This window comes from Salicibibacter kimchii (assembly GCF_003336365.1).
In the GTDB taxonomy this organism is placed as follows: Bacteria; Bacillota; Bacilli; order Bacillales; family Marinococcaceae; genus Salicibibacter; species Salicibibacter kimchii.
Genome location: NZ_CP031092.1, coordinates 3,271,299 through 3,296,067 on the forward strand (window position 1 = coordinate 3,271,299; position 24,769 = coordinate 3,296,067).

General features: G+C 46.4%; 23 protein-coding genes and 2 pseudogenes. 17 read left to right on the plus strand and 8 right to left on the minus strand.

All coding sequences use genetic code 11. The features are described from left to right. Window positions 1-147 precede the first annotated feature (147 nt). Together DT065_RS16650 and DT065_RS16655 are read left to right on the plus strand one after the other, a co-directional pair. The gene (locus DT065_RS16650; protein ID WP_227002827.1) at window positions 148-2,094 is read left to right on the plus strand and encodes an efflux RND transporter permease subunit; all 1,947 of its coding nucleotides are present in this window, start codon (window positions 148-150) and stop codon (window positions 2,092-2,094) included. A gap of 1 nt (window position 2,095) precedes the next feature. After that, window positions 2,096-3,904: a methyl-accepting chemotaxis protein gene (locus DT065_RS16655; RefSeq protein ID WP_114375289.1), complete on the plus strand. Its 1,809-nt coding sequence runs from the start codon at window positions 2,096-2,098 to the stop codon at window positions 3,902-3,904. A gap of 61 nt (window positions 3,905-3,965) precedes the next feature. Here DT065_RS16655 and DT065_RS16660 read toward each other — a convergent pair whose 3' ends face one another. Next, window positions 3,966-4,358, minus strand: coding sequence for a hypothetical protein (locus DT065_RS16660; protein WP_114375291.1), 393 nt, complete (start codon window positions 4,356-4,358; stop codon window positions 3,966-3,968). Between the two features lie 110 nt (window positions 4,359-4,468). On the opposite strand from DT065_RS16660, the pseudogene DT065_RS20020 reads away from it, so the two are divergent. From DT065_RS20020 to DT065_RS16690, 7 genes and pseudogenes are all read left to right on the plus strand, one after another. Further along, window positions 4,469-4,819: pseudogene (locus DT065_RS20020) on the plus strand (type I restriction enzyme endonuclease domain-containing protein). A 114-nt stretch (window positions 4,820-4,933) separates the two neighbouring features. Further along, a complete protein-coding gene (locus DT065_RS16665; RefSeq protein WP_114375293.1) occupies window positions 4,934-5,494 on the plus strand; it encodes a DUF6036 family nucleotidyltransferase in 561 nt (186 codons plus the stop codon). After that, on the plus strand, window positions 5,494-5,850 hold the full coding sequence (locus tag DT065_RS16670; protein ID WP_114375295.1) for a hypothetical protein: 357 nt from the start codon (window positions 5,494-5,496) through the stop codon (window positions 5,848-5,850). Before DT065_RS16665 ends, DT065_RS16670 begins: the two co-directional genes overlap by 1 nt. Before the next feature lie 232 nt (window positions 5,851-6,082). Then, entirely contained in the window at window positions 6,083-6,898 is an 816-nt protein-coding gene (gene zupT / locus DT065_RS16675; RefSeq protein ID WP_114375297.1) for a zinc transporter ZupT, read from the plus strand. A 301-nt stretch (window positions 6,899-7,199) separates the two neighbouring features. After that, the gene (locus DT065_RS16680; protein WP_114375299.1) at window positions 7,200-8,351 is read left to right on the plus strand and encodes a thiolase family protein; all 1,152 of its coding nucleotides are present in this window, start codon (window positions 7,200-7,202) and stop codon (window positions 8,349-8,351) included. 28 nt (window positions 8,352-8,379) lie between these two features. Then, window positions 8,380-9,147: a 3-hydroxyacyl-CoA dehydrogenase gene (locus tag DT065_RS16685; protein WP_114375301.1), complete on the plus strand. Its 768-nt coding sequence runs from the start codon at window positions 8,380-8,382 to the stop codon at window positions 9,145-9,147. Window positions 9,148-9,182: 35 nt separating this feature from the next. Beyond that, window positions 9,183-10,334: an acyl-CoA dehydrogenase family protein gene (locus DT065_RS16690; protein WP_114375303.1), complete on the plus strand. Its 1,152-nt coding sequence runs from the start codon at window positions 9,183-9,185 to the stop codon at window positions 10,332-10,334. 1,105 nt (window positions 10,335-11,439) lie between these two features. Here the strand turns inward: DT065_RS16690 and DT065_RS16695 are convergent. From DT065_RS16695 to DT065_RS16710, 4 genes are read right to left on the minus strand one after another with little or no spacing between them, the layout of a single operon-like run. Further along, window positions 11,440-11,916 (minus strand): thioesterase family protein, encoded by a 477-nt coding sequence (locus DT065_RS16695; RefSeq protein ID WP_227002646.1) that lies wholly within the window; start codon window positions 11,914-11,916, stop codon window positions 11,440-11,442. Next, window positions 11,909-12,871 carry a 3-hydroxyacyl-CoA dehydrogenase NAD-binding domain-containing protein gene (locus DT065_RS16700; protein ID WP_114376392.1) on the minus strand — a complete coding sequence of 321 codons (963 nt, stop codon included), beginning with the start codon at window positions 12,869-12,871 and terminating at the stop codon, window positions 11,909-11,911. Before DT065_RS16700 ends, DT065_RS16695 begins: the two co-directional genes overlap by 8 nt. 18 nt (window positions 12,872-12,889) lie before the next feature. After that, window positions 12,890-13,774 carry a beta-keto acid cleavage family enzyme gene (locus DT065_RS16705; protein WP_114375305.1) on the minus strand — a complete coding sequence of 295 codons (885 nt, stop codon included), beginning with the start codon at window positions 13,772-13,774 and terminating at the stop codon, window positions 12,890-12,892. Continuing rightward, window positions 13,767-14,360 (minus strand): GbsR/MarR family transcriptional regulator, encoded by a 594-nt coding sequence (locus tag DT065_RS16710; protein ID WP_114375307.1) that lies wholly within the window; start codon window positions 14,358-14,360, stop codon window positions 13,767-13,769. The genes DT065_RS16705 and DT065_RS16710 overlap by 8 nt, the downstream gene beginning before the upstream one ends. A gap of 285 nt (window positions 14,361-14,645) precedes the next feature. Between DT065_RS16710 and DT065_RS16715 the strand changes: the two genes are divergently transcribed. The 7 genes from DT065_RS16715 to eutH all read left to right on the plus strand — a co-directional run bounded on the left by DT065_RS16715 (window position 14,646) and on the right by eutH (window position 22,021). After that, a complete protein-coding gene (locus DT065_RS16715) occupies window positions 14,646-15,800 on the plus strand; it encodes a betaine/proline/choline family ABC transporter ATP-binding protein (protein ID WP_114375308.1) in 1,155 nt (384 codons plus the stop codon). A gap of 18 nt (window positions 15,801-15,818) precedes the next feature. Then, window positions 15,819-16,463: an ABC transporter permease gene (locus tag DT065_RS16720; RefSeq protein WP_160112623.1), complete on the plus strand. Its 645-nt coding sequence runs from the start codon at window positions 15,819-15,821 to the stop codon at window positions 16,461-16,463. Window positions 16,464-16,475: 12 nt separating this feature from the next. Then, a complete protein-coding gene (locus DT065_RS16725) occupies window positions 16,476-17,387 on the plus strand; it encodes an osmoprotectant ABC transporter substrate-binding protein (protein ID WP_114375310.1) in 912 nt (303 codons plus the stop codon). Continuing rightward, window positions 17,387-18,049 carry an ABC transporter permease gene (locus DT065_RS16730; RefSeq protein ID WP_114375312.1) on the plus strand — a complete coding sequence of 221 codons (663 nt, stop codon included), beginning with the start codon at window positions 17,387-17,389 and terminating at the stop codon, window positions 18,047-18,049. The genes DT065_RS16725 and DT065_RS16730 overlap by 1 nt, the downstream gene beginning before the upstream one ends. A 16-nt stretch (window positions 18,050-18,065) precedes the next feature. Beyond that, window positions 18,066-19,706: a CocE/NonD family hydrolase gene (locus DT065_RS16735; RefSeq protein ID WP_114375314.1), complete on the plus strand. Its 1,641-nt coding sequence runs from the start codon at window positions 18,066-18,068 to the stop codon at window positions 19,704-19,706. 873 nt (window positions 19,707-20,579) lie between these two features. After that, window positions 20,580-20,807 carry a small acid-soluble spore protein Tlp gene (gene tlp, locus DT065_RS16740; RefSeq protein WP_114375316.1) on the plus strand — a complete coding sequence of 76 codons (228 nt, stop codon included), beginning with the start codon at window positions 20,580-20,582 and terminating at the stop codon, window positions 20,805-20,807. A gap of 125 nt (window positions 20,808-20,932) precedes the next feature. Further along, window positions 20,933-22,021 carry an ethanolamine utilization protein EutH gene (gene eutH, locus DT065_RS16745; RefSeq protein ID WP_114375318.1) on the plus strand — a complete coding sequence of 363 codons (1,089 nt, stop codon included), beginning with the start codon at window positions 20,933-20,935 and terminating at the stop codon, window positions 22,019-22,021. A gap of 39 nt (window positions 22,022-22,060) precedes the next feature. Here eutH and DT065_RS16750 read toward each other — a convergent pair whose 3' ends face one another. Continuing rightward, a complete protein-coding gene (locus DT065_RS16750; protein ID WP_160112624.1) occupies window positions 22,061-22,315 on the minus strand; it encodes an ATP-binding cassette domain-containing protein in 255 nt (84 codons plus the stop codon). 240 nt (window positions 22,316-22,555) lie between these two features. Next, a complete protein-coding gene (locus DT065_RS16755; protein WP_114375322.1) occupies window positions 22,556-23,056 on the minus strand; it encodes a hypothetical protein in 501 nt (166 codons plus the stop codon). 179 nt (window positions 23,057-23,235) lie between these two features. Between DT065_RS16755 and DT065_RS16760 the strand changes: the two are divergent. Beyond that, window positions 23,236-23,433, plus strand: a pseudogene (locus DT065_RS16760) (response regulator transcription factor); the annotation flags it as partial. Window positions 23,434-23,602: 169 nt separating this feature from the next. Here the strand turns inward: DT065_RS16760 and DT065_RS16765 are convergent. After that, the gene (locus DT065_RS16765; protein WP_114375324.1) at window positions 23,603-24,766 is read right to left on the minus strand and encodes an MFS transporter; all 1,164 of its coding nucleotides are present in this window, start codon (window positions 24,764-24,766) and stop codon (window positions 23,603-23,605) included. Between the last annotated feature and the right edge of the window lie 3 nt (window positions 24,767-24,769).

The window sequence follows — 24,769 nt, forward strand, 5'->3', positions numbered from 1 at the left end:
CGTGTTTGAATGGATGATGCAAGAGAGGATGAGCACCGTTTGATAATCCCGCGCATTTTAAAACATAGAAAAATTATTGTGATCACCTTTGCTGTTCTCGCGATCATCAGCGCGGTCGTGCAGTTCGCGGTCCCGATCAATCATGATATGATGGACTATCTGCCGGATGACGCCCCGTCCATGGAAGCTATGGACGTCATGGATGAAGAATTTGATGAAGCTGTGACCAACACACGGGTGATGATCAAGAACGTCAGTATTCAGGAAGCTTTAACCTATAAAGAGGATCTGGAAGCGATTGATGGCGTTTCTGATGTTATGTGGCTCGATGATGTTATGGATATTACCACTCCCATCGAGATGACAGACTCAAATACGGTCGAATCGTATTATCAGGACGGGCACGCGATGATCTCGTTCCATATTGAAGATGGAACAGAAGTGGAAACAACGGATGCCGTTTACGAATTGATCGGTGAAGACAACGCGATGGAGGGCGATGCCCTGGATACGGCGATATCACAAGAAATGACCGGGCAGGAAGCGATGTTTGCCGCGGCCATTCTTATCCCCGTGATTATCCTGATCCTTACTCTCGCTACACGGTCATGGATTGAACCTGCTTTTTACCTGACAGCGATCGGCGTCTCCGTGTTGATCAATCTGGGGACAAACATTTTTATCGGGGAGATTTCCTTTATCACTCAGGCAGTGGCGCCGCTTTTGCAGCTTGCCGTGTCGCTCGATTACGCCATATTCCTCCTCCATAGCTTTTCGAACTATCGAAAAGAGACAGAAGATCCGAATGAAGCGATGCAGCTGGCGATGAGGGAGTCGTTTCCGGCCATTGTTGCGTGTGCATCGACCACATTCTTTGGTTTTATGGCGCTTATCTTAATGGATTTTGAAATTGGTGGGGATCTGGGATTTAATCTAGTCAAAGGAATCTTCTTCAGTTTTATTAGTGTAATCATCTTTCTCCCGGCATTAACGTTGATGTTTTATAAATGGATAGATAAGACAAAACATCAACTACTGATGCCGAGTTTTTCTCATTTCGGGCAAAAACTGCTTAAATTACGCGTTCCGGCACTAATCCTTGTGACGGTATTGATCGTCCCTGCGTTTTTGGCTCAGAGTCAGACTGATTTTATTTACGGGATGGGGAGCCACCCGGAGGATACACGGGCTGGAAGTGATGCCGAAGAGATTGAAGAATCGTTTGGGCCATTTACACCGGTCGTTTTGTTAGTGCCCAATGGAGACCTCGCACGAGAAGAAGCGCTTGTGCAGGAATTCGATGACTTCGACGAGGTCGACAGTATCGTTTCCTACGTCAACAGCGTGGGAACAGGTATACCGCCCGAGTACCTTGACGAGTCCGAGACGGAACAGTTCTTTTCCGATCAGTACAGCCAACTGATTTTAAACACGTCTACCGACACGGAAGGGGACGAAGCATTTACTTTTGTGGAGGAAGCTAGATCGTTGGCTTCTGACTATTACGAGGAGGATTATCATCTGACCGGGGAAAGTGTCACCTTGTATGATATGAGGGATATCGTCGAACAGGATAACACGCTTGTTAATACTTTGACTGTCATCGTGATTGGGGTTATTTTGCTTATCACGTTCCGGTCGATTTCTTTTCCTGTCGTGCTGCTTTTGACGATTCAGGCATCGGTTTGGATCAATTTGGCGATCCCGTACTTTACCGGTTCCTCTCTCGTCTATATAGGGTATCTGATCATAAGCACGATCCAGCTTGCCGCGACGGTTGATTATGGGATATTATTAACGGAAAACTATAAAGAAAATCGAAAAGAAATGAGCTCGATGGAAGCAATGAAGAAAAGCTTAAATGAGAAAATTTTCCCGATTGCCGTGTCCGCATCGATCTTATCTAGCGTCGGTTTTATCCTCTGGGCGACATCGACGGATCCCATCGTAGCGTCCATTGGACTCTTGTTGGGAAGAGGAGCGTTACTTGCATTTCTTATGGTCGTTCTCTTACTGCCGGGGTTGCTGCTGATGTTTGACCGTGTCATTGAAAAAACCACTTGGAAACCTAACTTTTTTAAAGGGGGGAAATGATGTGCGAGCAAAAAAAGGAAGCGTTGTTATGATAGGGGCCTTTCTCGTGTTTGCTACAATACCTGCCGCCCCCGCTTCATCCAATGAACAGTCCGAGGAGTACGCTTCTAAGGATGAAGCAGTTTATGGAAATCTGGAGGCAGATGGCACGCTGCAGGATATGTATGTCGTGAACACTTTCCATATCACAGCTCCCGGGGAATTCGTGGATCACGGGGATTACACAAACGTCCGGAACTTAAGTAATTTAAGAGACATGGAACTGACTGAGGATACCGTTCATTTTCAAGCGGAGGAAGAAGAGTTTTATTATCAAGGGGAAATGGACGATCGGGAGCTGCCTTGGGATATCAGCGTTACCTATTTGCTTGATGGGGAAGAAGTTTCCCCGGACAATTTGGCAGGGGAAAACGGCTCGCTAGACATTCAGATAGCGACTTCTTCCAATGAAAATGTTGATTCGGTGTTTTTCGAAAACTATATGTTGCAACTATCTCTAACACTGGATCCGTCCATATTTGATGATATCCAGGCACCGGATGGAATCAAGGCAAGTGAAGGGAAAAATCAACAAATCACGTTCACCGGGATGCCTGAACAGGAAGAAATATTCATTGTTTCCGCCAATGTCTCTGATTTTGAGATGGACCCGATTGAAATTACGGCATCGCCGGCGTCCATGTCCATGGATGATCCGGATTTGGGGCCTGTGAAGGAAGATATGCAGTCCCTATCTGATGCCATAAGGGAAGTGAATGATGGCGTTAGTGAATTAAACGACGGTATTTCTGAACTGAATACAGGTATTGAGGACGTAAGTAGCGGCTCTAGTGAATATCAAGCGGGGGTTGACGAACTCGATCAATCTTCCGGTGAATTGGTCGCCGGTTCTGTGGAGATTCGCGATGTTCTGCAGGATGTGGATGATTCTGTCCAAGGGGATCTCGACTTGCCCGATGTCGGTGAGCTCGAAGCCTTGCCTGAAGGGATGGGTGAAATCGCGGAAGGATTACATGAGGTTGCGGATGGCTTGGAGGAACTGAAAGAGAATTATGATGAGGCCTACGGTGCGCTGGATGAGGCTATGGTGGGGATTCCGGACGATGATATCAGTGAAGAACAGATCGCATCGTTATATGAAAGCAATGCGGACCCGGAAGTGGTGGATGAATTAGTCGAAATGTATGGCGCTGCAAGTCAGGCAAAAGAAACGTATCATGCCGTCCAAGAAGCGTTTACTTCCGTGACAGATATATTGGAGCAAACCTCCGGCTCTACAAGGGAAATGGCGGAAAACCTGGAAACCACAACGGCTGAGATCGAGCGAACGGTGGAAAGCTTGGACGGATTGGAGGAACTGGATACTTTGGCGGAATTACCGGAAGGGATAGCTACGATGGCATCTGAGTATGAGGCCTTCCATAGCGGCTTAGTAGAGTACACGGATGGGGTCAGTGATTTGGCCACGTCATACGAGGATCTTGATGGAGGTATTCAGGAATTGGATGAAGGAATGACCTCTATGGAAGAAGGCACAAGTGAGCTGGAGGACGGCACCGAGGAACTGCAGGAAGAGACGAGTGATTTGCCCGGTGAAATGCAATCAGAGGTGGATGAAATGATGGACGAATACGATGCTTCCGATTTCGAACCTGTTTCTTTTGTATCGGAAGAAAATGAAGATGTCGAGATCGTGCAATTCGTCCTGGAAACCGAAAGCATTGAAATGGATGAACCTGAAACAACAGACGAAGAGGAAGAAGAGGAAGAACCAGGGTTATGGGAGCGATTCTTGGACCTTTTTCGATAAATAGTTGAATAGCTAAAAAAGTGGTCTCCTCCAGTTGTGGCGCCAAAAACGGGTTGCTTGTCTAATATTTGGCGCCACACTGCGGCTGTGATGCCAAATAATGGAGATATGGGAGTACTTTGACGTCTTCTTTTGTAATTTCTGTTTCACGTTCAAAGCCACCTCCAAGAGTAAACCCGCGTTTTATAACTCCAATAAGACCCATATTTTGTAGCCTAAAGTCTACGTTGAGAATAAGGGCTTCCTCTTCTTTACTTTCATAAGTGAAGTCATTAGTTTCATCGGCAAGATAAAACAAACGTTTTATATCCAGATAGCGTAAATTTCTTAGAGTATCATAATAGTTTAACACTATTGACTCCTCTGCTTTTTCCTCAATAAATACATGCTCAAAGCCATTTAGTATAAGATTTATTTTAGCCTCCTCATGTTCTTCAATTAGCTGCTCCAGCACAATAGGGAACACCCTTTTATTTATGTACTCAGCTGAAAGTAAACTTGCAGCGTTTAACTTTGCTAGTCTTTCTAATTGTTCACTCTGTTTTTCAATTCTATGTGCTTCGCATGATGGTCGATATGAAAAAAGATGTCGATCATGAACCGGACTTTCGTAAAAACCTTGGCCTGTCCGACGAAGAAGCGGAGTTTTATAAAGCTGTTACTTCTATGGAAATGGCGTCTTTTGATAATCAGTTTCTCGCGGATTAAATCCACAAAGTCGTCAAGGAATTGAAAAAGAACTTGAATCAGGGTTGGACGAGTGAGCATCGGAAAAGTATTTATGCGAAAGTGAGTATGTTCGTAAAGCGGGTCTTGATGCAAGAAGGAATCAAAGGCGAGCAGTTAAAGTTTATTACAAACGCAATTATGGATGAAGCCAAGGAACAATACAAAGATTGGCCGAATGAGGTTTGATTGATGGAAATGTCCGGATTGAATTGAGATCCCGGGCTTTTCTATTGTTGGGACGCATCGATTATTAAGGCTGAGACATGGTATAATAATAGTAAATACGTAGGGGTGACTCATATGGCCGCGGAAAACATTTCAAAAGATCTGTTTTTGGAGATTCTTGAAACATTGAATGAGCGACTCGGAGAAAATCAGTTGAATATGTCGATGAACATATATGGTGGAACCGTAATGGTTGTCTCCTTTGATGTCAGACCAGCGACAAAAGATATTGACGCTATATTTGACACCTCCCCTCAGATTGAAACCATTTTAATTGATATAGCTGAAACGTATGGACTTGCTAAGGAATGGATTAACCAAGATATTAAGGAGCCGCTCAGACATGTGAAACAAGAGGATCTCAAGGAAATATACAATTTCGATCATCTTAAAGTGTTTGCACCTGGTGCAGAACAGATGCTTGCGATGAAAATATTATCATCAAGGGCTGAACCATTCAGAGATTTTGCTGATGCGGAACACCTGATTAATTTCCTTGAAATTGAAACCCTTGAACAGGTACTTGAAATTTTTGATAAATATATTGGCAAGAAATTTTTGCGCGACAGACAAAAGATCTTCCTTAATTACGTTGGAAAGGACCTAGGTAAGTCATGGAAAGAGTTTACAGTATAATGCATGCAGCTGATTTTAATTTTGCGCTAACGAACCTGCTCATTGATTTGTATTCTGCTGATTATGAAAACCATTTTAAAGAACTGACTTTCGATGAACAGGAGATAGATAATCTGAATGAATCAAACCTGGAAAAACTCACAAAGGTTGCTGCAGTCATCGAATATGTAGGTAACAGGCAGAGAAACGCCACATTGTACAATTGGATATATTCACCAAAATTAAAGCTAGATAAGCCTTATACACCCGGAGTCGAAAATGCAAGTATCGCTCGCATAAAAAGGATGATGACTGCGCCAAAAGAATTTGCCAGCCGTAATGTTTTTTATGATGAAGAAACGCTGGAACCGGTGTAGATCTGCCTTCGAGCACGGAAAAACGAGGTCATGCATCAAGTGAGGGAACTTGATTATGGCCTTTTTTTCGCCTTGAAGAGCACGAAAAAAATAAAATCAAACATTGCATGGGACAAAACGGTGGTTGTATCCTTAATAGTGGCGAAGTTATAAAACCAATATCGGTTTGCATAGATGATCGATATGCGAGAAACGTACAGATAGAAGAGGATAGATCAAGGAGGGGTCGGTTATGCCGGGAGAGGTGTGGTTTGCCTTCGCTTTAACCCTATTTGCCGGGCTTTCAACCGGCGTGGGGAGTTTAATTGCATTTTTCACTACAACCACCAATACCCGTTTCCTTTCGTGGGCAATGGGTTTTTCGGCAGGTGTGATGATTTACGTTTCTTTCGTAGAGATGTTTCCTGAAGCGCTGGATCACCTTGTAGATGCTATGGGGGAGGTGGCGGGCAATTGGTTAACAGTGGCGGCATTTTTTGGCGGGATGTTGTTAATCGCTTTGATCGATAAAATTGTACCTGACCTAGGAAATCCTCATGAAGTGAAAAAAGTGGAGGATATGGAAAAATCTCCTCAGGCAGCTAGAGAGAAGTATCCTGAGTTACTAAAAATGGGGAGCTTCACGGCGCTCGCGATCGCCATTCACAACTTTCCGGAAGGCATCGCGACTTTTGTTGCGGCGGTTCAAGATCCTGCACTCGGAGTGGCTATTGCCGTTGCTGTCGCAATTCATAATATCCCGGAAGGTATTGCTGTTTCTGTTCCGATTTACTATGCAACAGGGAGCAGAATAAAAGCACTTACTTACTCTTTTTTATCAGGATTGGCGGAACCCCTCGGCGCAGTAGTCGCGTTTTTGATTTTAATGCCTTTTTTAAACGATATTTTATTCGGCATTATGTTTGCCTCCGTTGCCGGAATTATGGTGTTTATTTCTCTTGATAGTCTAATCCCCGCTGCCAAGGCCTATAACCGAGAACATTCCTCGATTTATGGATTTGTATTGGGAATGGCGGTGATGGCAGGAAGTTTATTGTTACTCATGTAGAGGCCTCCCGGTCTGCGTTAAGGCATCCGCTCTAGTTGGAGACCTAACGACTTCAAAGGATTCGCGCGTTAGGTCTTCAAGTGTGCCACCCTAGGCCAGCCCATGAAATGAAGACTTCAACTTTATGAAAGGGCTTACCTTAATATTGAAATAAATACCTCGTTGTATTATGCTAGAATTGCAGAATTCAGAAATTTTCCCGTAAACTGACTGAGCGCTCAGTATGCGGCTGTTGAAAAACAACTTGTTGTCATGCATGGTTATTGTTTTTTAAATCGCTAGAAAAGAGGGAGCGGACGAAATGAAGGAAGCGGTGATTGTGGAGGCTGTAAGGACGCCTGTAGGAAAACGAAAAGGAGGACTAAGCGAAATTCGAGCGGATGAACTAGCCGCAGAACCGTTAAAAGAAATCGTGAGACGTACTGGCATTTCGCCGAGTAACGTTGAAGATGTCATTTACGGATGTGTGTCGCAAGTTGGGGAGCAAGCGTTTGACGTTGCGCGAATGGCTGCGTTGATGGCTGATTATCCGATTCAAGTACCGGGAACGACCATCGATCGTCAATGTGGATCAAGTCAACAAGCGCTGCACTTTGCTTCCCAAGCGATTCTAAGCGGAGATATGGACGCTGTTGTAGCCGGCGGAATCGAGAACATGTCACGGGTGCCGATGGGTTCCAATATGAAAGGCACTACATTCAGTGATCAACTGACCTCTCGCTATGAGATGATTAACCAAGGATTATCCGCCGATCGAATTGCAGATAAGTGGGAATTCAGCCGCGAGCAATTGGATGAATTTTCACTGGAAAGTCACGAAAAAGCAGTAGAAGCACAGAAAGAAGGCAGGTTTGAGCAGGAGATCATGCCCCTTGACGTCATGCTTCAGGATGGGAAGACAGCGACGATAAGCGAAGATGAGGGGCCGCGGGCCGAAACAAACCTTGAAAAACTTGGAAGTTTGACACCTGCATTTAAAGAAGACGGAAAAATAACCCCCGGGAACGCAAGCCAAATTAGCGACGGGGCGTCGGCTGTGTTGCTCATGTCCCGGGAAAAGGCAGAATCATTAGGTTTAAGGCCGCGCTTTCGTGTCGTGGCGCGATCCGTTGTCGGCGATGACCCTACCTTGATGTTGACGGCTCCGATTCCGGCCACGGCAAAAGTGTTAAGAAAAGCAGGGTTGAAACTGGAAGATATCGATCTTTTTGAAGTAAACGAAGCGTTCGCATCCGTCCCGTTAGCTTGGCTCCATGATACCGGTGCAGATCCGAAAAAATTAAACGTGAACGGTGGGGCAATTGCGCTTGGGCATCCGCTTGGAGCAAGCGGTACTCGTTTAATGAGCACGATGTTGCACGAAATGGAACGCAGCGGTTTACGTTACGGTTTGCAAACGATGTGTGAAGGGCACGGGATGGCCAACGCCACGATTATAGAACGTTTGGATTGATCTAGAACAATGAGAGGGGTTCTATCATATGAAAATAAAAGGTTCAACAGCTGTTGTCACCGGAGGTGTCTCGGGGCTTGGCGAGGCTACGGTAAGAAAAATTGTGTCACAGGGCGGAAACGCAGCAATCTTTGATGTTCAAGAGGAAAAAGGAACGACCTTGGCCGAAGAGCTTGGTAAGCAAGTTCGATTTATCAAAACAGATGTAACCAGTGAAGAGAGTGTGCAGAATGCCGTAAATCAGGTGGCGGAAGCGTTTGGCACCATTGATATCGTTGTCAATTGCGCGGGAATCGGAGCTGCGGAGAAAACCGTCAGCAAAAAAGGGCCGCATGACATTGGTTCTTTTTCAAAAGTCATTCAAATCAATCTTATCGGCTCGTTTAATGTCATTCGCTTGGCAGCGGAACAAATGACCGAAAATACAGCGAATGAAGAAGGCGAGCGTGGCGTGATCATAAACACCGCTTCTGTTGCCGCGTATGAAGGACAAATCGGCCAGGCTGCTTACAGTGCTTCAAAAGGCGGCATCGTCGGAATGACATTACCGATTGCAAGGGACCTCTCCCGAAACGGCATACGAGTGATGACCATTGCGCCGGGACTTTTCGATACCCCTCTCTTTGCCGGATTACCGGAAAAAGCCAGAATAGCATTAGGAGAAATGACACCGTTTCCACAGCGGCTTGGAGACGTAAAAGAATATGCGCAACTGGCTGAAAGCATCATAGAAAATCCGATGCTCAATGGGGAAGTGATCCGCCTCGATGGGGCCATTCGTATGCAGCCCAAATAATGGGCGAGGAAAATCATAATCGGAGGTATACAACCATGAGTCAGTCCCACCCTTATTTGCAAGAAGAACATGACATTTTTCGTCAATCGCTACAGAAATTTTTACAAAAACAAGCTGTTCCCTATTTTGAGGAATGGGAAAAAGAAAAGCAGGTCCCCCGTGATTTTTGGCGTAAATTAGGGGAGCAAGGTTTCTTGTGCCCTCAAGTTGAGGAGCAATACGGAGGTTTAAATGCGGATTTTGGGTACTCAGTGATCATTAATGAGGAACTGGAAAAGGTCGGTACAGGATTGATCGGAGTCGGTCTTCATAATGATATTGTCATGCCTTATATCGAAGTTTATGGAACCGAGGAACAAAAACAACGCTGGTTGCCAAAAGCGATTAGTGGGGAGATAATTTCTGCGGTCGCCATGACGGAACCGGGAGTGGGATCAGATCTGGCTGCTGTTAAAACAACAGCTGTCAAAGACGGCGATCATTACATTCTTAATGGGGAAAAGACGTTTATTACTAACGGTGTCCATTCCGACCTTGTCGTGGTCGTTTGCAAAACGGACCCACAGGCTCAACCCGGCCACAAAGGTATTAGCCTCATCGTTGTGGAAGCGGGAACGCCGGGATTTTCTAAAGGAAAACAGTTGGAAAAGGTGGGCCAACATTCCCAAGATACATCTGAACTGATTTTTGAAGATGCACGTGTCCCTAGAGAAAATCTCGTGGGCAAAGAAAATAAGGGCTTTTACTATTTAATGCAACAACTGCAACAAGAGCGTCTTGTCGTCGCCATAGGGGCTATCGTCGGGGTAGAAAAAATGTTGGAGGAAACTATTGATTACGTCCAACAACGAACCGCTTTCGGCCAACCAATCGGAAAATTTCAAAATACGCAATTCAAAATGGCGGAAATGGCGACCGAAGCTAAGCTTGGCCGTACGTTTATCGACCAGCTCATCGCGAAACATATGGCGAAAGAGGAGATTGTCACCGAAGTATCGATGGCCAAATGGTGGACGACGGATTTGGCACAAAAGGTAGCCACAGAATGTATGCAATTATACGGCGGCTACGGCTACATGGAAGAATATGAAATCGCGAGAAGATACCGGGATGTAGCCGTCGGTTCGATCTACGCCGGCTCAAATGAAATCATGAAAAATATTATTGCGAGAAACATCGGACTTTAATAGGGAAGCATGGTTTACGGAGTTATTGGCGAGCAATTGGAAAATGGCAGTTTTTCCAGGAAGACTAGTGTAAAGTGGTCGAATTCCTCGCTCACACCCTGGCCAATATATTTCGTGGTACAAACTTGGCTTGACAGATCGTTTTTTTGGGGCCCACCCCCATTGGGTGACGACAAATTCTAGGCACGTCTTCATTCACCCCCAACGAGGGAAAACATACGTACGTGTTCTGAAAGCGATTTTTTTGCTGATATCGAAGCGTTTTCGCCTAATAAACGATACGATTGTAGGAGATGCGTGATGTTGCGGGGGTAATCTGGCCGTAGACGGCGTAGGTGAACCTTCAAAACGCCGGGATGTCTCACGAGGGATTGATTGAAGAGGTAAACAGAAACAGGATAAGGAATGGCATCGAGAAAATTGCAAGACAGCAAAGATTGAACCGTGGATAAACAGAGGCAAAGGTGTGGGAAAAGAAGCAAAATAAACAGAAGATCTGTTCTATCCTCGTGCCTGCCTCGGCTTCCCGGCCCAGCTTCGCTCTCTATTTATGCCGATGCCACCTTTCATCGGCATATTCGCCTCCCTTTACTCTCTTTCCATGCCGATGCCTTGCTTACTTCAACTTATACGAAAGCCTCGGTTTTCTTCTCATGCCGAAGATAATCTTCCATCAACATATTTGCTGCTCTTCACTCTTCATCCATGCCGATGGCGTACATGTTTTGGATTAAGACCCGGCTTTCTCGTTTATGTCGATTATATAGCGCGTGTCCAACGTTTGCGCCAATTAAGAGCTTTTTCAAGGTGCGCGCGTTTGGAATGAATTTCTGAAACACACCACTAGTGAAGGGTTTTAGAAATTCTTTACGTTTCCTTGATAGATTGATACGTTCGGCGAAAGTAAAAGGGGGACGTGCGTTGCATCACGGGGGATTGGCTGACAACAGGGCGATGGCTTCATCGGGTTGAATTTTTGGAACCTTCAAGCATTGACCGCTAATTCAAGATAAGGTGGTGGAACCAGGGAATGAGAAATGAATGGCGCATAATAGAGACGATTTCATTCGTGCTATCATGCGCTCTAGAATCTTTTTCTGTTCTATTATTTTTTCCTTCGAATGCCCATTGGCTTGTTTGCTGCTTCGGGCCATTGGTTTTTTTCGAGCAGCGGGAGTTCTAAAATGGCTTCATACACTTTTTGGGGAAATGGGGCGGGTTTGCCGGCAGTTTGATCCATGCCCATCACCATTTGTTCGCTTGTAGCTATCGCCTCATCTTGTTCGTTTTTCATGGTAAACCATAGGTGCATGCGTTTGGCATCAACATCAAGAAGAGTGACATACACACGAAGTGTTTGCCCGTTGTGCGCTTCCGCAAGGTACTTTAAGTGCGTCTCCAGCGTAAAGATCGTATAATCATGTTTTGCTCGTCCGGCATCATCAAGTCCAACGTGTATCATAAGTGCATCCAAACTACTGCTAAAAACCGTGGCGTAAGCAGCATCATTCATATGGCCGTTATAATCGACCCATTCCGCAGGGACTTTACTTTTCCAAATATCCAGTTCTTTATCATTCATGACGTATCAACCTTTCCGAGGGCCAGAAGCCTTCCTCTTCCAGCAATTGCATCAGTTTGATTAGGAAACGGTCGCGTCTGTGCTCCATTTCCCGGACGGTACGTTCGCCGCTTTGATCCTTTGTTCCTTCGATGACTTTCCGGCTTAATTCTTCCGTCAGTTCAGGAGCGACCAAGCGCGTCCACGGAAGTTTAAGGGCAGGGCCAAACTGTTCCAACATATGCGCCATCCCTTGGTTTCCTCCTGCAAGATGAAGCGTTAAAAACGGCCCCATGAGTGCCCATCGTAAGCCCGGACCGTAAACAATCGCTTTATCTACCTCTTCCGTCGTTGCCACACCATCATTTACGATATGAAGGCTTTCTCTCCAGATGGCTTCCATTAATCGATCGCCAATATGTCCGTCAATTTCCCCGGACATGACGAGCGGTTTCATATTGAGGCCGTTATAAATACCGCGTGCTTTTTCCACCATCGAAGGATCCGTTTTTTCTCCTTTTGCCAACTCCACGAGTGGGATTAAATAAACAGGATTGAAGGGATGCGCGACGATCACCCGTTCCGGGTGAAAGGTGCAATCTTTCTGTAGAACAGAAGGTTTATATCCGGAAGTGCTGGAAGCGATAACGGCCCTCGCGGGCGCGGCCGCATCCACTTGGGATAGGACTTGTGTTTTTAAATCCTCCCGTTCAGGAACATTTTCTTGAACGAGGTCCACGTGTTGAACCGCTTCTTCCAGCGTTTTTGCAAAGGATAGGTGCTCCATCGAAGCGTCGTCAGTCATCCCATACGTGGCAAGGGTCGACCAGGCATCATTCAAGAACGCTTGGGTTTTCTCTTTTGCATCGGGAGCGGGGTCAAACGCGATGACATGGTGCCCGTTGGCTAGAAATCGGGCGATCCAGCCGTTTCCAATCACGCCTGTGCCAATGACCGCTATTGTTTTTTGTGGCATGGACATGCACACCTCTTTCTATTTCACTGCCTTTTGCAGTTGTAAAGTTTCACGTGCTTCCTCGGCGGTCATGGGCTCCACGCTCACCCCGCGTAGAATATCGACAGCTTTATCCACCAACTGGGCGTTCGTGCCGAGGACACCTTTATCAAGATATAAGTTATCTTCCAACCCAACGCGCACATTGCCGCCGAGCAAGGCTGCTTGTGCAACCATTGGAAGTTGCATACGCCCGATGCCGAACGCAGACCAAGTTGCCCCTTCGACAATTCGATTCCGCATATAGGAGATGGTTTCGGCATCTGCGGCTGCTCCCCAAGGGATGCCAAGGCAGAATTGATACATGGGATCTCCGTCAATGAGGCCTTCAGCGATGAGCTGATTGGCGAGACGGATTTGTCCTGTGTCAAAAATCTCCAATTCCGGTTTCACGCCACTTTCCTGAATAAGCTTTGCATGCTCGCGTAACCAGCCAGCCGGGCCTAGGTACACTTGATCGCCGAAGTTCAAGCTTCCACAATCCAAAGTACAAATTTCAGGCAACAATTCGCCGACAGGCTCGTGACGCTCTTTAGGTGTCTGGATATCCGTTCCGGCGCCGCCTTGAGTTGGATTGTCGATATCGGGTACAAAGTCCCCGCCCCCACCGGCGGTAATATTTATGATGACATCGGTATCCGATTCGCGAATGCGTTCGACCACTTCCCTGAACAGGGCAGGGTCGTGACTTATACTGCCTGTTTTCGGATCGCGCACATGAATATGCGCGATTGTAGCTCCCGCCTTCGCAGATTCGATCGCGGCATCGGCAATTTCTTTCGGTGTCACCGGTACGTGAGGGCTTTTCTTCGTCGTCTCTCCTGCACCTGTTACTGCTGCAGTAATAATGGTTTTTTTAGCCATTTGTTTCTCCTCTTTCTGAGTACTGGTTTTCCTTCCTGGGTTCTTTCACGGGAACGGCGTTTAAAATCTCGCCACTCTCAAAAAAATCCACCAATCGACGGATCCATTGATAATACGAAGACCAGTCGTCAAGCTCTTGCTTGAACGATGTAATCCTCTCCTGTATTTCCGCCGTCGGTTCATCTTCGATGGAGGTCTCGAGCTTTGTGATGCGCTCGCGCAAGCGTCGCTCAAGGGTCATGTTTTTACTGATGACCTCTTTCCAGTTCGTTGTAAAAAGGGAAATAAACGTCTGTACATAATCATTCTCTACGTTATAGTGTTCTTTCCGACTGCCTTTCACGAATTCTTTTTCAGCAATATTCAGCGTCATCATCTGACGCATGACTTGACTCATCCTCGTTTTGCTCATGCCCGTATGTGCTGCGAGCTCGTCCAAAGTCATCGCGTTTCGGTTCATATAGATGATGCCAAGGAGGCGTCCAATTGTTGAAGAAACCCCGAACGTTTCCATATTATCAGCAATCCGGTCGGCAATTTGATTTTCCGCTTCCTTCAGTTCTTTCAGTAACTGCTCGTTGTTCATCCGGCGTATCGTCATCCCCTTTCTATGCCAGAGGTGATGCACCTCCGATATAAGCTATCTGTAACAATAGCACGTTTACATTACCTTGCAAAAAAACAGATACGGCAACATTTAAAAGCAAAAACGAAGAATTGTCCGATAGCCCCCTGCGTAAAACTTATAAAATTAAAATTGCATAGATTTCATAACATAAAGCGTTTTTTTGCGACTTTCCTTTCATAGACGTCCCTTCCTATACTGAAACAGTTGAATTAATCGAGTGTATCAATCACGGAGGTGCTTTACGTGCTAGCATTCAATAATGTAACGAAACGTTTTGGGAGTGGGTCCAAACCCGCTGTCAATAATTTGAGCCTTTCCATCGAAAAGGGGGAATTTGTCGTATTTATCGGTCCGAGTGGGTGCGGGAAAACCACAACGATGAAAATGATTAACCGATTGATTGATACGACGGATGGTGAAATAAAGGTGAACGGGGAAAACGTGACCCAAAAGGATCCCGTACAACTTCGACGCTCCATTGGGTATGTCATTCAGCAAATTGGTCTTATTCCGCATATGACCGTTGCTGAAAATATTGTCCTCGTAGGAACTTTGTTGAAATGGAATAAGGAGAAAAAAGAAAAACGTGCGAAAGAATTAATCAAGCTCGTCAATATGCCGGAATCGTATCTCGATCGTTATCCTCATGAATTAAGCGGAGGCCAACAACAGCGCATCGGGGTGCTGCGAGCACTGGCGGCAGATCCCCCGTTAATTTTAATGGATGAGCCGTTTGGGGCGTTGGATCCGATTACACGTGATTCGCTTCAGGATGAGTTTAAAAAACTGCAAAAAGAAGTGGATAAAACGATCGTGTTCGTCACGCACGATATGGATGAGGCGATCAAATTGGGAGATAAAATTGTGATCATGAATGAAGGAAAAATTGTTCAAGCGGACACGCCGGAAGTCATTCTTAGGAAGCCCGCGAACGAATTTGTGGAAGATTTCATTGGAAAAGACCGCTTGCTGCAAAGTCGTGCCGATGTCACCATCGTCGAGCACATTATGAATCCCAATCCAATTACGATCAATGACGGTCAAACATTGAAAGACGCGATTCATAAAATGCGCGTGGAACGTGTGGATTCCCTGCTTGTGATCGATGAAGAGGATAAGCTTCAAGGATTCATTAACGTGGAAATGATCGATGTCAATTATCGAACGTCCACTTATGTGTATGAAGCCATGAATACACAAGAGTATGCCGTGCAAAAAGACAGTTTGCTGCGCGACACGGTGCACAAGATGTTACGCCGGGGAAGCCCCTACGTGACAGTTGTTGATGCATCCAACCGTCTTGAAGGGATCGTTACACGCGCAACACTTGCCGATATGGTGTACGACACCATATGGGGCGACGGCATATCAACAGAAGTTGCTACCGCTATTGACTAAAAGGAGGCGACAAACAAAATGGATGCGATCATTGAAACTTTTTCTACCTATGGGTGGGATTTGCTCACGAAAACAGGCGAGCATATGTACATTTCATTTGCGGCCATTTTCTTAGGTGTCCTCGTAGCTGTGCCCGTCGGGGTTTTTCTTACCCGTATTCCCGCGGCGGCTGACCGGCTAATCTCTTTTGTCGGTATTTTACAAACCATCCCGAGTCTTGCCATTCTTGCTTTTTTCATGCCTATTTTGGGAGTTGGGATGACGCCGGCGATCATTGCCTTATTCGTCTATTCCGTGCTTCCGATTTTGCGAAACACCTATACCGGTGTCAAAAACGTCGATGCAAATGTATTGGAAGCGGCGAAGGGCATGGGCATGAACAATATAGAAACGATTCGCAAAATCGAACTCCCAATGGCGCTGCCCGTTATTATGGCTGGGGTTCGTTTCGCAACCGTTTACTTGATCGGTTGGGCAACGCTGGCTGCTTTTATTGGCGGAGGCGGACTTGGTGATCTTATTTTTGACGGTTTAAACCTGTATCAACCGGAACTCATCGTTCTTGGAACAATACCTGCAACGATTTTAGCCTTGTTAGCCAATTGGGGACTTTCGCTTTTGGAAAAAAAGGTGACACCCGAACCACTGAGAGAAACCACGTGAGGAGGAGATACTATGAAAAAAAGAGGAACCGCTGCAATACTGGCGGCCATGCTCCTTCTTTCGGGGTGTGCGCTGCCCGGACTGGGCGGTCCATCCGATAGCACGATTCGAATTGGAACGCTGGACACGGTCGAATCAGAGGTGTGGGGAAATATCATTGCCCAAATGATTGAGCACCATACCGACCTGGAAACAGAGCTGATCACGAACCTCGGGTCTTCCATTGTCCAGCACCAAGCGATGATGAATGATGAAGTTGATATCACATCCACCCGTTATACGGGCACAGATTTGGCCGGCGTTCTTGATATCGAAGGTGTTACGGATACGGACAAAGCTATGGAAATTGTACAAGAAGAATTCGACAAGCAATTTAATCAAACGTGGGGAGAATCTTATGGCTTTGAGAATAGTTATACCGTTTCTTTGCCAGAAACTTTTGCAAAGGAACACGACATTCAACATGTGAATGATCTTGAACCTTTTGCCGAGGAAATGAATTTTGGCGTGGATAATGCTTGGATTAACCGAGAAGGTGATGGGTACGAAGCATTTGCGGAAACCCACTTCCCGTTTGGAGATGTATACCCGATGGCGATTGGCCTTGTGTATGATGCAGCTGCCAATGGCGACATGGACGCTGTCCTGGGTTATTCTTCGGATGGAAGAATTGCAGCCTATGACCTGACCGTACTGGAAGATGAATTTTTTCCGCCATATGATGCGTCCCCGGTGATTCAAAACGAAGTAATTGAGGAACACCCAAAACTCGAAGCCATCCTCGATTCGCTTGCGGGTACGGTTTCGACGGAAGATATGCAAGTCATGAATTATCAGGGGGATGTTAATCTCGTAAATCCATCCCATATCGCGGAACAATTCCTGGAGGAAAAGAACTATTTCGAACAGGAGGTGAATGAGTGATGAGTGTTTGGGAACAGTTGGTAACCTACGTATCTCAAAATGGTTTTTACATTGTGGAAGAATTTTATCGTCATTTTTTAATGGCCGCGTACGGGGTTTTATTCGCTGCCATTGTTGCCATTCCGCTTGGAATTCTGATCGCCCGTTACGGAAGGCTGAGCAAATGGGTGCTATCATTTGGAAGTATTATTCAAACGATTCCCGCCCTCGGTTTTATGGCGCTTCTTATGGTTACTCTTGGATTGGGAACGACGACAGTGGTGACGACACTGTTTTTCTATTCTTTGCTTCCAATCATTCAAAACACGTATGTTGGGATGAAGGGCGTTGACGGAACTGTCATTGAAGCTGCCCATGCTTCCGGCATGACACGCTTTCAGCTGCTGAGAAAAGTCGAACTTCCGCTGGCCGTCAGCGTAATAATGGCTGGAATACGCACCGCGCTCGTTGTAGGGATCGGAATTGTCGCGATCGGCACGTTTGTCGGAGCCGGCGGACTTGGTGCGATTATCGTCCGCGGGACCAATGCTACTGACGGAACGGCAATTATTCTGGCCGGGGCAGTGCCAACAGCATTGATGGCGATTATCGCCGATCTGTTGATGGGGAAGATCGAACGCAATTTAAACCCTGCGAATAAAGCGAGTGCTGCTTCAAAATAAAAAGGAGGTCATCGCCATGCACGTTGAACACGATGTAGAATGCCAGTGTTCGGACGGCACTGTTCTCAGAGCGGACGTTTATCTTCCGGAAGGGCAGGGCCTCTATCCGGTACTTCTCCTTCGCCTTCCTTATGACAAAACAAACCCTCATTATTACAACGGTTATTTAGATGTATCGAGAATGGTGGCGACAGGATACGTTGTGATCCTTCAAGATGTGCGAGGCCGATATGCATCCGACGGTAGTTATTACCCATTTGTGGACGAAAGAAAAGATGGTTATGAAGCGGTGGAATGGGCGGCTACACTTCCTTATTCCAATGGCAAAGTAGGGATGTTCGGCATGTCTTATCACGGATACACACAGCTGGCAGCCGCTGCAGAAGCCCCGCCCTCGCTTTATGCCATTGCTCCGGTTATGGCCGTCGCGGATGGATGGATCGATATGATACGGGGGGCGACCATGCCGTTCGATCAAGGCAGTCTGGCAACGTGGGCGTTGGAATCGATCCTCCCTGATCAATTAAAGCGACAAAAGCATGAGAAAGAACTTGAACGTGCGTATGCCTATATTGAGGAATTGCCTTCTCGTCTTCATGATCAACCGATGAGTGAATGGACCCCTATGAAAAACACGTCACCTAATTCCTTTTACTTCGATTTTGTCAAACGCCAAGTAGCTGAAAAAACAATACAACAAGTGGATGTACGGGAGCAGTTGAAGCATATTCATATTCCCGCCCTTTTTATCGGCGGTTGGTTTGATTTTCTTTTGGGGCAAACATTTGGGGCCTACCAGCACTATGGCGGTAAACGAATGCTTTGGATAGGACCGTGGACGCATTCTAATCTGGACGGTTGGGCAGGTGACGTATTTTTTGAACATGCCACTTCCCCGCTGGGAGAAGATAAACTCATAGACCTCACGGATCTTCATATTAGATGGTTTGATCATTGGCTCAAAGGGAAACCGTTGAATATCGAAAAGCCGGTGCATCTTTATCAAATGGGGAAGCGCCGTTGGGAGTCACGAGGAAGTTGGCCGCCTGAAGAGTCAGGAACGCAATGTTACTACCTGAACTGGAACGGGAACCTTCGAACACTGGAGAAAAAGAAACCGGAAACAAGCTACACGGATGTTACTTTAAGAAATCCAGCAGCTCCATTTCCCACTCGTGGTGGTAACATATTAATGGCAGGGCACGAAGCAGGGATGGTCGAACAAAGTGATCTGCACGAAAGAGAGGATGCCCTTGTATTTACAACCCGACCATTGGAACAACCGCTTGATGTGATAGGCGCCATAGCTGCTAATGTATGGATGTCCAGTGATTCGCCACTTCTGGATTTGTTTTTACAAGTGAGCGATGTTACCCCCGACGGAAAGGTGTACAATGTGGTCGACACGTTTACAAGAAAACCGGGGGACGATTGCGGAAGGCCACAACGCGTGCAGGTGGAGCTTACGCCTACAGGTTATCGCTTTGAAAAAGGGCATGCGATTCGTCTGGCAATTGCAGGCAGCAATGCTCCTCGCTTTGATGTTAACCAAAATAATGGCACAACATCGAGAACCTCGACAGGCGGAAGATCTGCCAACGATATCCTCTTTTATGGAGCGAAGTATCCATCTATCCTTTCGATTCCAACAAAGTAAACAAAGCCCATTGTGCATTCAAAGCAGAGCAGCAAGTGGTCGAAACATTCGTTCTCTGTGTTGATTTATCATCAAGAACCGTTTAAAAAATCACCTGGAATTGTTGCTCTAATTATATAAACGTTTGAAGCACGTGTTCTAAAAACGGCTGATATCGCAGCGTTTTCGACGGATAAACGATACAGCGTAGGAGATGCGCGAAGCGCTGGGGCTGATCTAGCCATGGACGTCGTCGTTGAACCTTCAAACATTTAGGTATGTCTCACGAGGAATTGATCCAAGAAGCAAACAGAACAAAGAAAGGCATCGAGGAGATTTCGAGACAGCAACGGTTGAATCTCAGAAAAACAGTGGAAAGGAACCAAATGAATAGAAGGTCTGGTACGTTCCCGTACCTGCTTCGGCTTCCCAGCACAGCGTTGCTCTCTTTTTATGCCGATGTTGCCTGCCCTTCGGCATATTCCCTCCTCGTTGCCCTCTTTCCATGCCGATGTCGTGCATACTTCGACTTGCGCACACGCCTCGGCCTCATTTCATGCCGATGATGTCCCTCTTTCGGCAGTCTCGCTCCTCTTCGCTCTCCTTCCATGCCGATGCCGTACATGTTTAGGATTGCAATCTAGGTTCGTCGTTTGTGTCGAGGATAGAATGCGTCTCCAATGTTCGTATCTGCTCAATTACTCAGACCTTTTTCAAGATCCGCCAGCAGGGAAAGAAACACACCACTAGCACCATGACGCAATAACTCGTCAAGTAAGTGTTCCTAATAGAGCCTTCTGAAAACAGCAACGAACATATTTTCATCAAGCGCCTACATACATATATTTGTTACAAATGGCCAAACTATGCTTAATCGTAAAGGAGGTAGATAACTTGGCAAAACCAGATGATCGTTCCGACAACCCGGAAAGAATTGAAAGAAATATCGGCCATACGATGCAAAACAGGAATGAAGCAGAGGATTACCTAAAAGCCCACGCCGATGAAATGAGCGAAGAGCAAAAGCAACAAATTGAAGCCAAGAACGAGCGTCGCGAAGAAAGCATCGAAGCAATGCGCGATGAAATCAAGGATGAGGTTCGCGATCAGCGTCGCGAATAAAATGGAATCAATGAGGCAAGTCATATGGTCGCAGGACCGATGGCTTGCCTATTTTTTATTTGTCAAATTGTGCTATAATATGAAAGTTGTAAGTTACCTAATAAGTAAGGATTATATAAGATAAGATGGACATCAATCAAATGATTTTAATCGTGTTGGCGGGTTTTCTGGTTGTCAGCGCGATCGACTACGTTTTGGGTTCCAAAATTGGGCTTGGCGAAAAATTTATGGAAGCGTTTCGTATGATGGGGCCACTCGCGCTAGTGATCGTGGGGATCGTGGCAGTCGCTCCTATTTTAGCCGAGGGCGTTCAGTGGGTGAGCCATCCGCTTCATGCATGGCTCGGCGTAGATCCGGCGGCGTTGATGAACACGTTTCTTGCCCTTGACCTGGGTGGGTACGCGCTTGCGGTTGAATTGGGAGAAAGTGAAGCCGCCGCTTTATTTGCTTGGGTCTTCATCGGGTCGATCTATGGTGCGACGATTGCCTTCACCGTCCCGGTAGCGATTGGTTTGCTCAGGCAGGAGGATGTACCATTTTTCACACGCGGCATTTTATTTGGACTTGTTTGCGCACCATTCGGATGCATGATGGGTGGGCTTGTGGCCGGGTTTTCGCTCACCATGATGGTTGTCAACTTAATCCCAGCTTTGCTGTTATCGGGTATTATTGCCGCTGGGCTTATGTTTTATCAAAAGGAAACGGTGCGCCTATTTACGATTGTGGGAAAAGGGGTCACAGTAGTTGCCACGATCGGTATTGTTTTGCTTGGCGTCGAAGCACTTCTTCCATTTCTATCCATACCGGGGCTTGCTCCGTTGTCGGAAGGGATGACGATTGTCGGGCAGGTCGTTCTCGTGTTAGCCGGTGCATTCCCACTAGTCCACGTATTAACCCGGGTGTTGGAGCGGCCGTTGGAGCACGTAGGTGGAAAAATAGGGTTGAATGAAAAAGCCGGTGCCGGTTTGCTGGCATCGCTTGCTCATGCAATCCCGGCTTTTGCCATGTTTCCCGAGATGAACAACCGGGGAAAAATTATCGTTGCCGCCTTTTGTGTCAGCGGGGCATTTGTACTTGGTGGGCATCTCGGTTTTGTCGCGGGTATCAATGCCGACGTCGTGTTCGCGATGGTCGTGGGCAAGCTCGGGGGCGGTCTGACGGCGGTCATGCTCGCTTGGACAATGACACGCCCCGCAGATGCAAACGAGGCGTAGGGCGCCTTTCATGGTGCCCGTGTTGTTATTTGCGCGCTCCTATTTATCCATTCCCATCCTCAATGTGATCCATCTTCCCGTCTGAAAGGGGATCACTCGATCACAAACGTGGAATAAACGGGTGTCATGCGTAATCATAACTGCTACTTTTTGCTGTTGGCTGCCTTGGGTGGCCAAAGTTTCCACCACTTCCTGCTCTCTGGAGGCATCCAAGCTTGCGGTCGGCACATTGGCAAGCCCTTGCGCAAGCCCGGAAACAAATAGCACTAAAAAAGATAAGAGAAAAATGATCAACGCGCCCATCATATAGCGGAGGTTAAAATAAAGCAGTTTCTCTAATCGCCAAAAACATGTAATGACCTCTCTTTGTACTTTTCAGCATGCAGGAGGTCGATGAACGCAATATGAATAAAAAGAAACGGAAGTTTGACAATTGCTGGTGAGGTACAGATGAGGGGGATTTTTAAAAAAGAAGAGAGAGGAGAGCAAGTGCTGATCGATCTCCTCATATAGAGGGAGTGGTTTTTTCTTTCTTTATCTTACCTTTTTCAAACCAACTTCAAGGTCGATGGAGCGACGGGACAGCAAATCGATGACTTCTTCTTGATTTTCTTGCTTTCGTTCGATGTTTCTGGTGGTTTCATTGATTTCTCTGACGGACTGTTCTAATTGATTAAAACGTTTTTCATTTCCTTCTTTCAGAGATATAACCTCTGTTTGAAGGGATCCAACATCTTCTTTAAGAGAACCAAAATCTTCTTGAAGGGACCCGACACTTTCCTTAAGAGAACCAAAATCTTCTTGAAGGGATCCGACACTTTCCTTAAGAGAACCAAAATCTTCTTGAAGGGATCCGACACTTTCCTTAAAAGAACCAAAATCTTCTTGAAGGGACCCGACATCTTTCTTAAGAGAACCAAAATCTTCTTGAAGAGACCCAACATCTTTCTTGATAGAGCTAGCCTCTCCTTGAAGTGAACCCACATTTTCTTTGACAGATCCAACTTCCACACCAAGCGATTGAACTTCTGTCAAAATTTGCGATAAAACTTCATTGTTTTGCTCCAGCTTAGACCTCTCCTTTTTTATATTATTTTCGTGTCACGATTGGTAAGATCTATTATACCTCCCTTCTATTCGAAACGTAAATATACGTAACAATTTTATTATAGCACACATATCAGAACATACGTTCATAAATACATAATTTTTTGTTAATGATGCCGAATGTCGATGGCTTTGCTTTATGTAAAGCGATTCGCTCTTTTTATGATATTCCCGTATGAATGCTGACAGCAAGGGAGAACTTGAAGGTAAAGCGAAAGGCTTTGCAGCCGGTACAGATGACTATGTCACAAAACCATTTGAGCATAAGGAACTGATTTTTTCGAATAAAAGCCTTGCTTCGCCGCAGCGCTTTTATAAAGAGGAGCGAGCACGGACGCCGGGAAATGGAAGTACCGGCTTGGGATTCGTGATTGGGAAAAATCATCGATCTGCATGGCGGAGAGATCGATGTGGAAATGGGTCCGGAAAAGGGACAAAAGTGATCGTTTACTTAAAATAGCGAGGGAACGTTCATTACTCCAGCCCCCAGGGTGCTGCTTTTCCGGGTTTCCGAAAAGAGTAAAGAGCGAAAACGAGCGCCAGTATCACAAGCATGCTTCCGGCCCAAGCGGTGGCTTCCACAGATGTTTGTTGGACGACGAGTCCGCCGAACGCGGAGCCAGCGGCGATGCCGAACTGTAAGGCGGATGTGTTCACACTTTGTTGGATGTCTGATGTTTCCGGCGCCGTCTGAATGAGGTAGCTTTGCTGGGCCGGGGCGATGGACCAGCTTAACATCCCCCATATGACAAGCACGAGTGGAAACAGCATGGAAGAATGAGTGGAGAGCGGCAGGAGAAACAAAACAATTGCGAACAAGATGATAAACGAAATGACGGTCTTTTGAGGACCGATGCGATCGGTCAACCATCCACCGACCCCGCCCCCGGTCACCGCGGAGATGCCAAATACGAAAAAGGCAACACTCACCCAAAACGGTTCCAACCCCAATGTAGCTTCCAGAAATGGGGCGAAATACCCGTAAAGCGTGTAATGGCCGGCGAGAATCAGCAACGTTACGATGTGGGCACTGAAGATTTTTTTACTTTTTAACGATGCGATTTGTTGCCGCAGAGAGGTGATATGCTCGGGTTTGATTGGCTCCAGAAAATAAAAGATGATCACTCCCGCGATCAAGGTTAGAAGCGCGATTAATAGAAATAACATCCGCCAACCAAACAGATCACCGACGAGCACCCCGATCGGTACACCTAATACAAGGGAAGAGCTCACCCCCATCGTAATAATCCCGATGCTGCGGGAACGATACTCGGGCTTGACGATTTTTGGAGCGATCGTGAGCGACAGAACGGTGATTAAGGCAGCACTCATCGCCGTTACCACTCGAACGGTAATAAGCATTTCAAAATTAGGGCTTACGTAAGCAAGGAGGTTTGCAAAAAAGAAAACGGCAAGCGCGCCCAAATATAAACGTTTTCGCTCGATTTTTGTTGTGAGAGACAGCAACACGGGACCCGAGATGGCAAATGTTAGGGCAAACACCGTGATCAGCTGGCCGGCCGCCCCAACGGATACATTTAAATCCTCGGCGATGAACGGCAATATTCCCCCGATAATTAATTCAACCATGCCGACGACGAATGCAGCTATGGCAAGTACAAAAACACGAAAATCCATGAT

Excerpts from the sequence above, each read along its gene's own strand:
- DT065_RS16650 (WP_227002827.1), top strand. The coding sequence starts at position 148 with ATGATGGACTATCTGCCGGATGACGCCCCGTCCATGGAAGCTATGGAC.
- DT065_RS16665 (WP_114375293.1), top strand. The coding sequence starts at position 4,934 with ATGGCCGCGGAAAACATTTCAAAAGATCTGTTTTTGGAGATTCTTGAA.
- DT065_RS16670 (WP_114375295.1), top strand. The coding sequence starts at position 5,494 with ATGCATGCAGCTGATTTTAATTTTGCGCTAACGAACCTGCTCATTGAT.
- zupT (WP_114375297.1), top strand. The coding sequence starts at position 6,083 with ATGCCGGGAGAGGTGTGGTTTGCCTTCGCTTTAACCCTATTTGCCGGG.
- DT065_RS16680 (WP_114375299.1), top strand. The coding sequence starts at position 7,200 with ATGAAGGAAGCGGTGATTGTGGAGGCTGTAAGGACGCCTGTAGGAAAA.
- DT065_RS16685 (WP_114375301.1), top strand. The coding sequence starts at position 8,380 with ATGAAAATAAAAGGTTCAACAGCTGTTGTCACCGGAGGTGTCTCGGGG.
- DT065_RS16690 (WP_114375303.1), top strand. The coding sequence starts at position 9,183 with ATGAGTCAGTCCCACCCTTATTTGCAAGAAGAACATGACATTTTTCGT.
- DT065_RS16695 (WP_227002646.1), bottom strand. The coding sequence starts at position 11,916 with ATGAATGATAAAGAACTGGATATTTGGAAAAGTAAAGTCCCTGCGGAA.
- DT065_RS16700 (WP_114376392.1), bottom strand. The coding sequence starts at position 12,871 with ATGCCACAAAAAACAATAGCGGTCATTGGCACAGGCGTGATTGGAAAC.
- DT065_RS16705 (WP_114375305.1), bottom strand. The coding sequence starts at position 13,774 with ATGGCTAAAAAAACCATTATTACTGCAGCAGTAACAGGTGCAGGAGAG.
- DT065_RS16710 (WP_114375307.1), bottom strand. The coding sequence starts at position 14,360 with ATGAACAACGAGCAGTTACTGAAAGAACTGAAGGAAGCGGAAAATCAA.
- DT065_RS16720 (WP_160112623.1), top strand. The coding sequence starts at position 15,819 with ATGGATGCGATCATTGAAACTTTTTCTACCTATGGGTGGGATTTGCTC.
- DT065_RS16725 (WP_114375310.1), top strand. The coding sequence starts at position 16,476 with ATGAAAAAAAGAGGAACCGCTGCAATACTGGCGGCCATGCTCCTTCTT.
- DT065_RS16730 (WP_114375312.1), top strand. The coding sequence starts at position 17,387 with ATGAGTGTTTGGGAACAGTTGGTAACCTACGTATCTCAAAATGGTTTT.
- DT065_RS16735 (WP_114375314.1), top strand. The coding sequence starts at position 18,066 with ATGCACGTTGAACACGATGTAGAATGCCAGTGTTCGGACGGCACTGTT.
- eutH (WP_114375318.1), top strand. The coding sequence starts at position 20,933 with ATGGACATCAATCAAATGATTTTAATCGTGTTGGCGGGTTTTCTGGTT.
- DT065_RS16765 (WP_114375324.1), bottom strand. The coding sequence starts at position 24,766 with ATGGATTTTCGTGTTTTTGTACTTGCCATAGCTGCATTCGTCGTCGGC.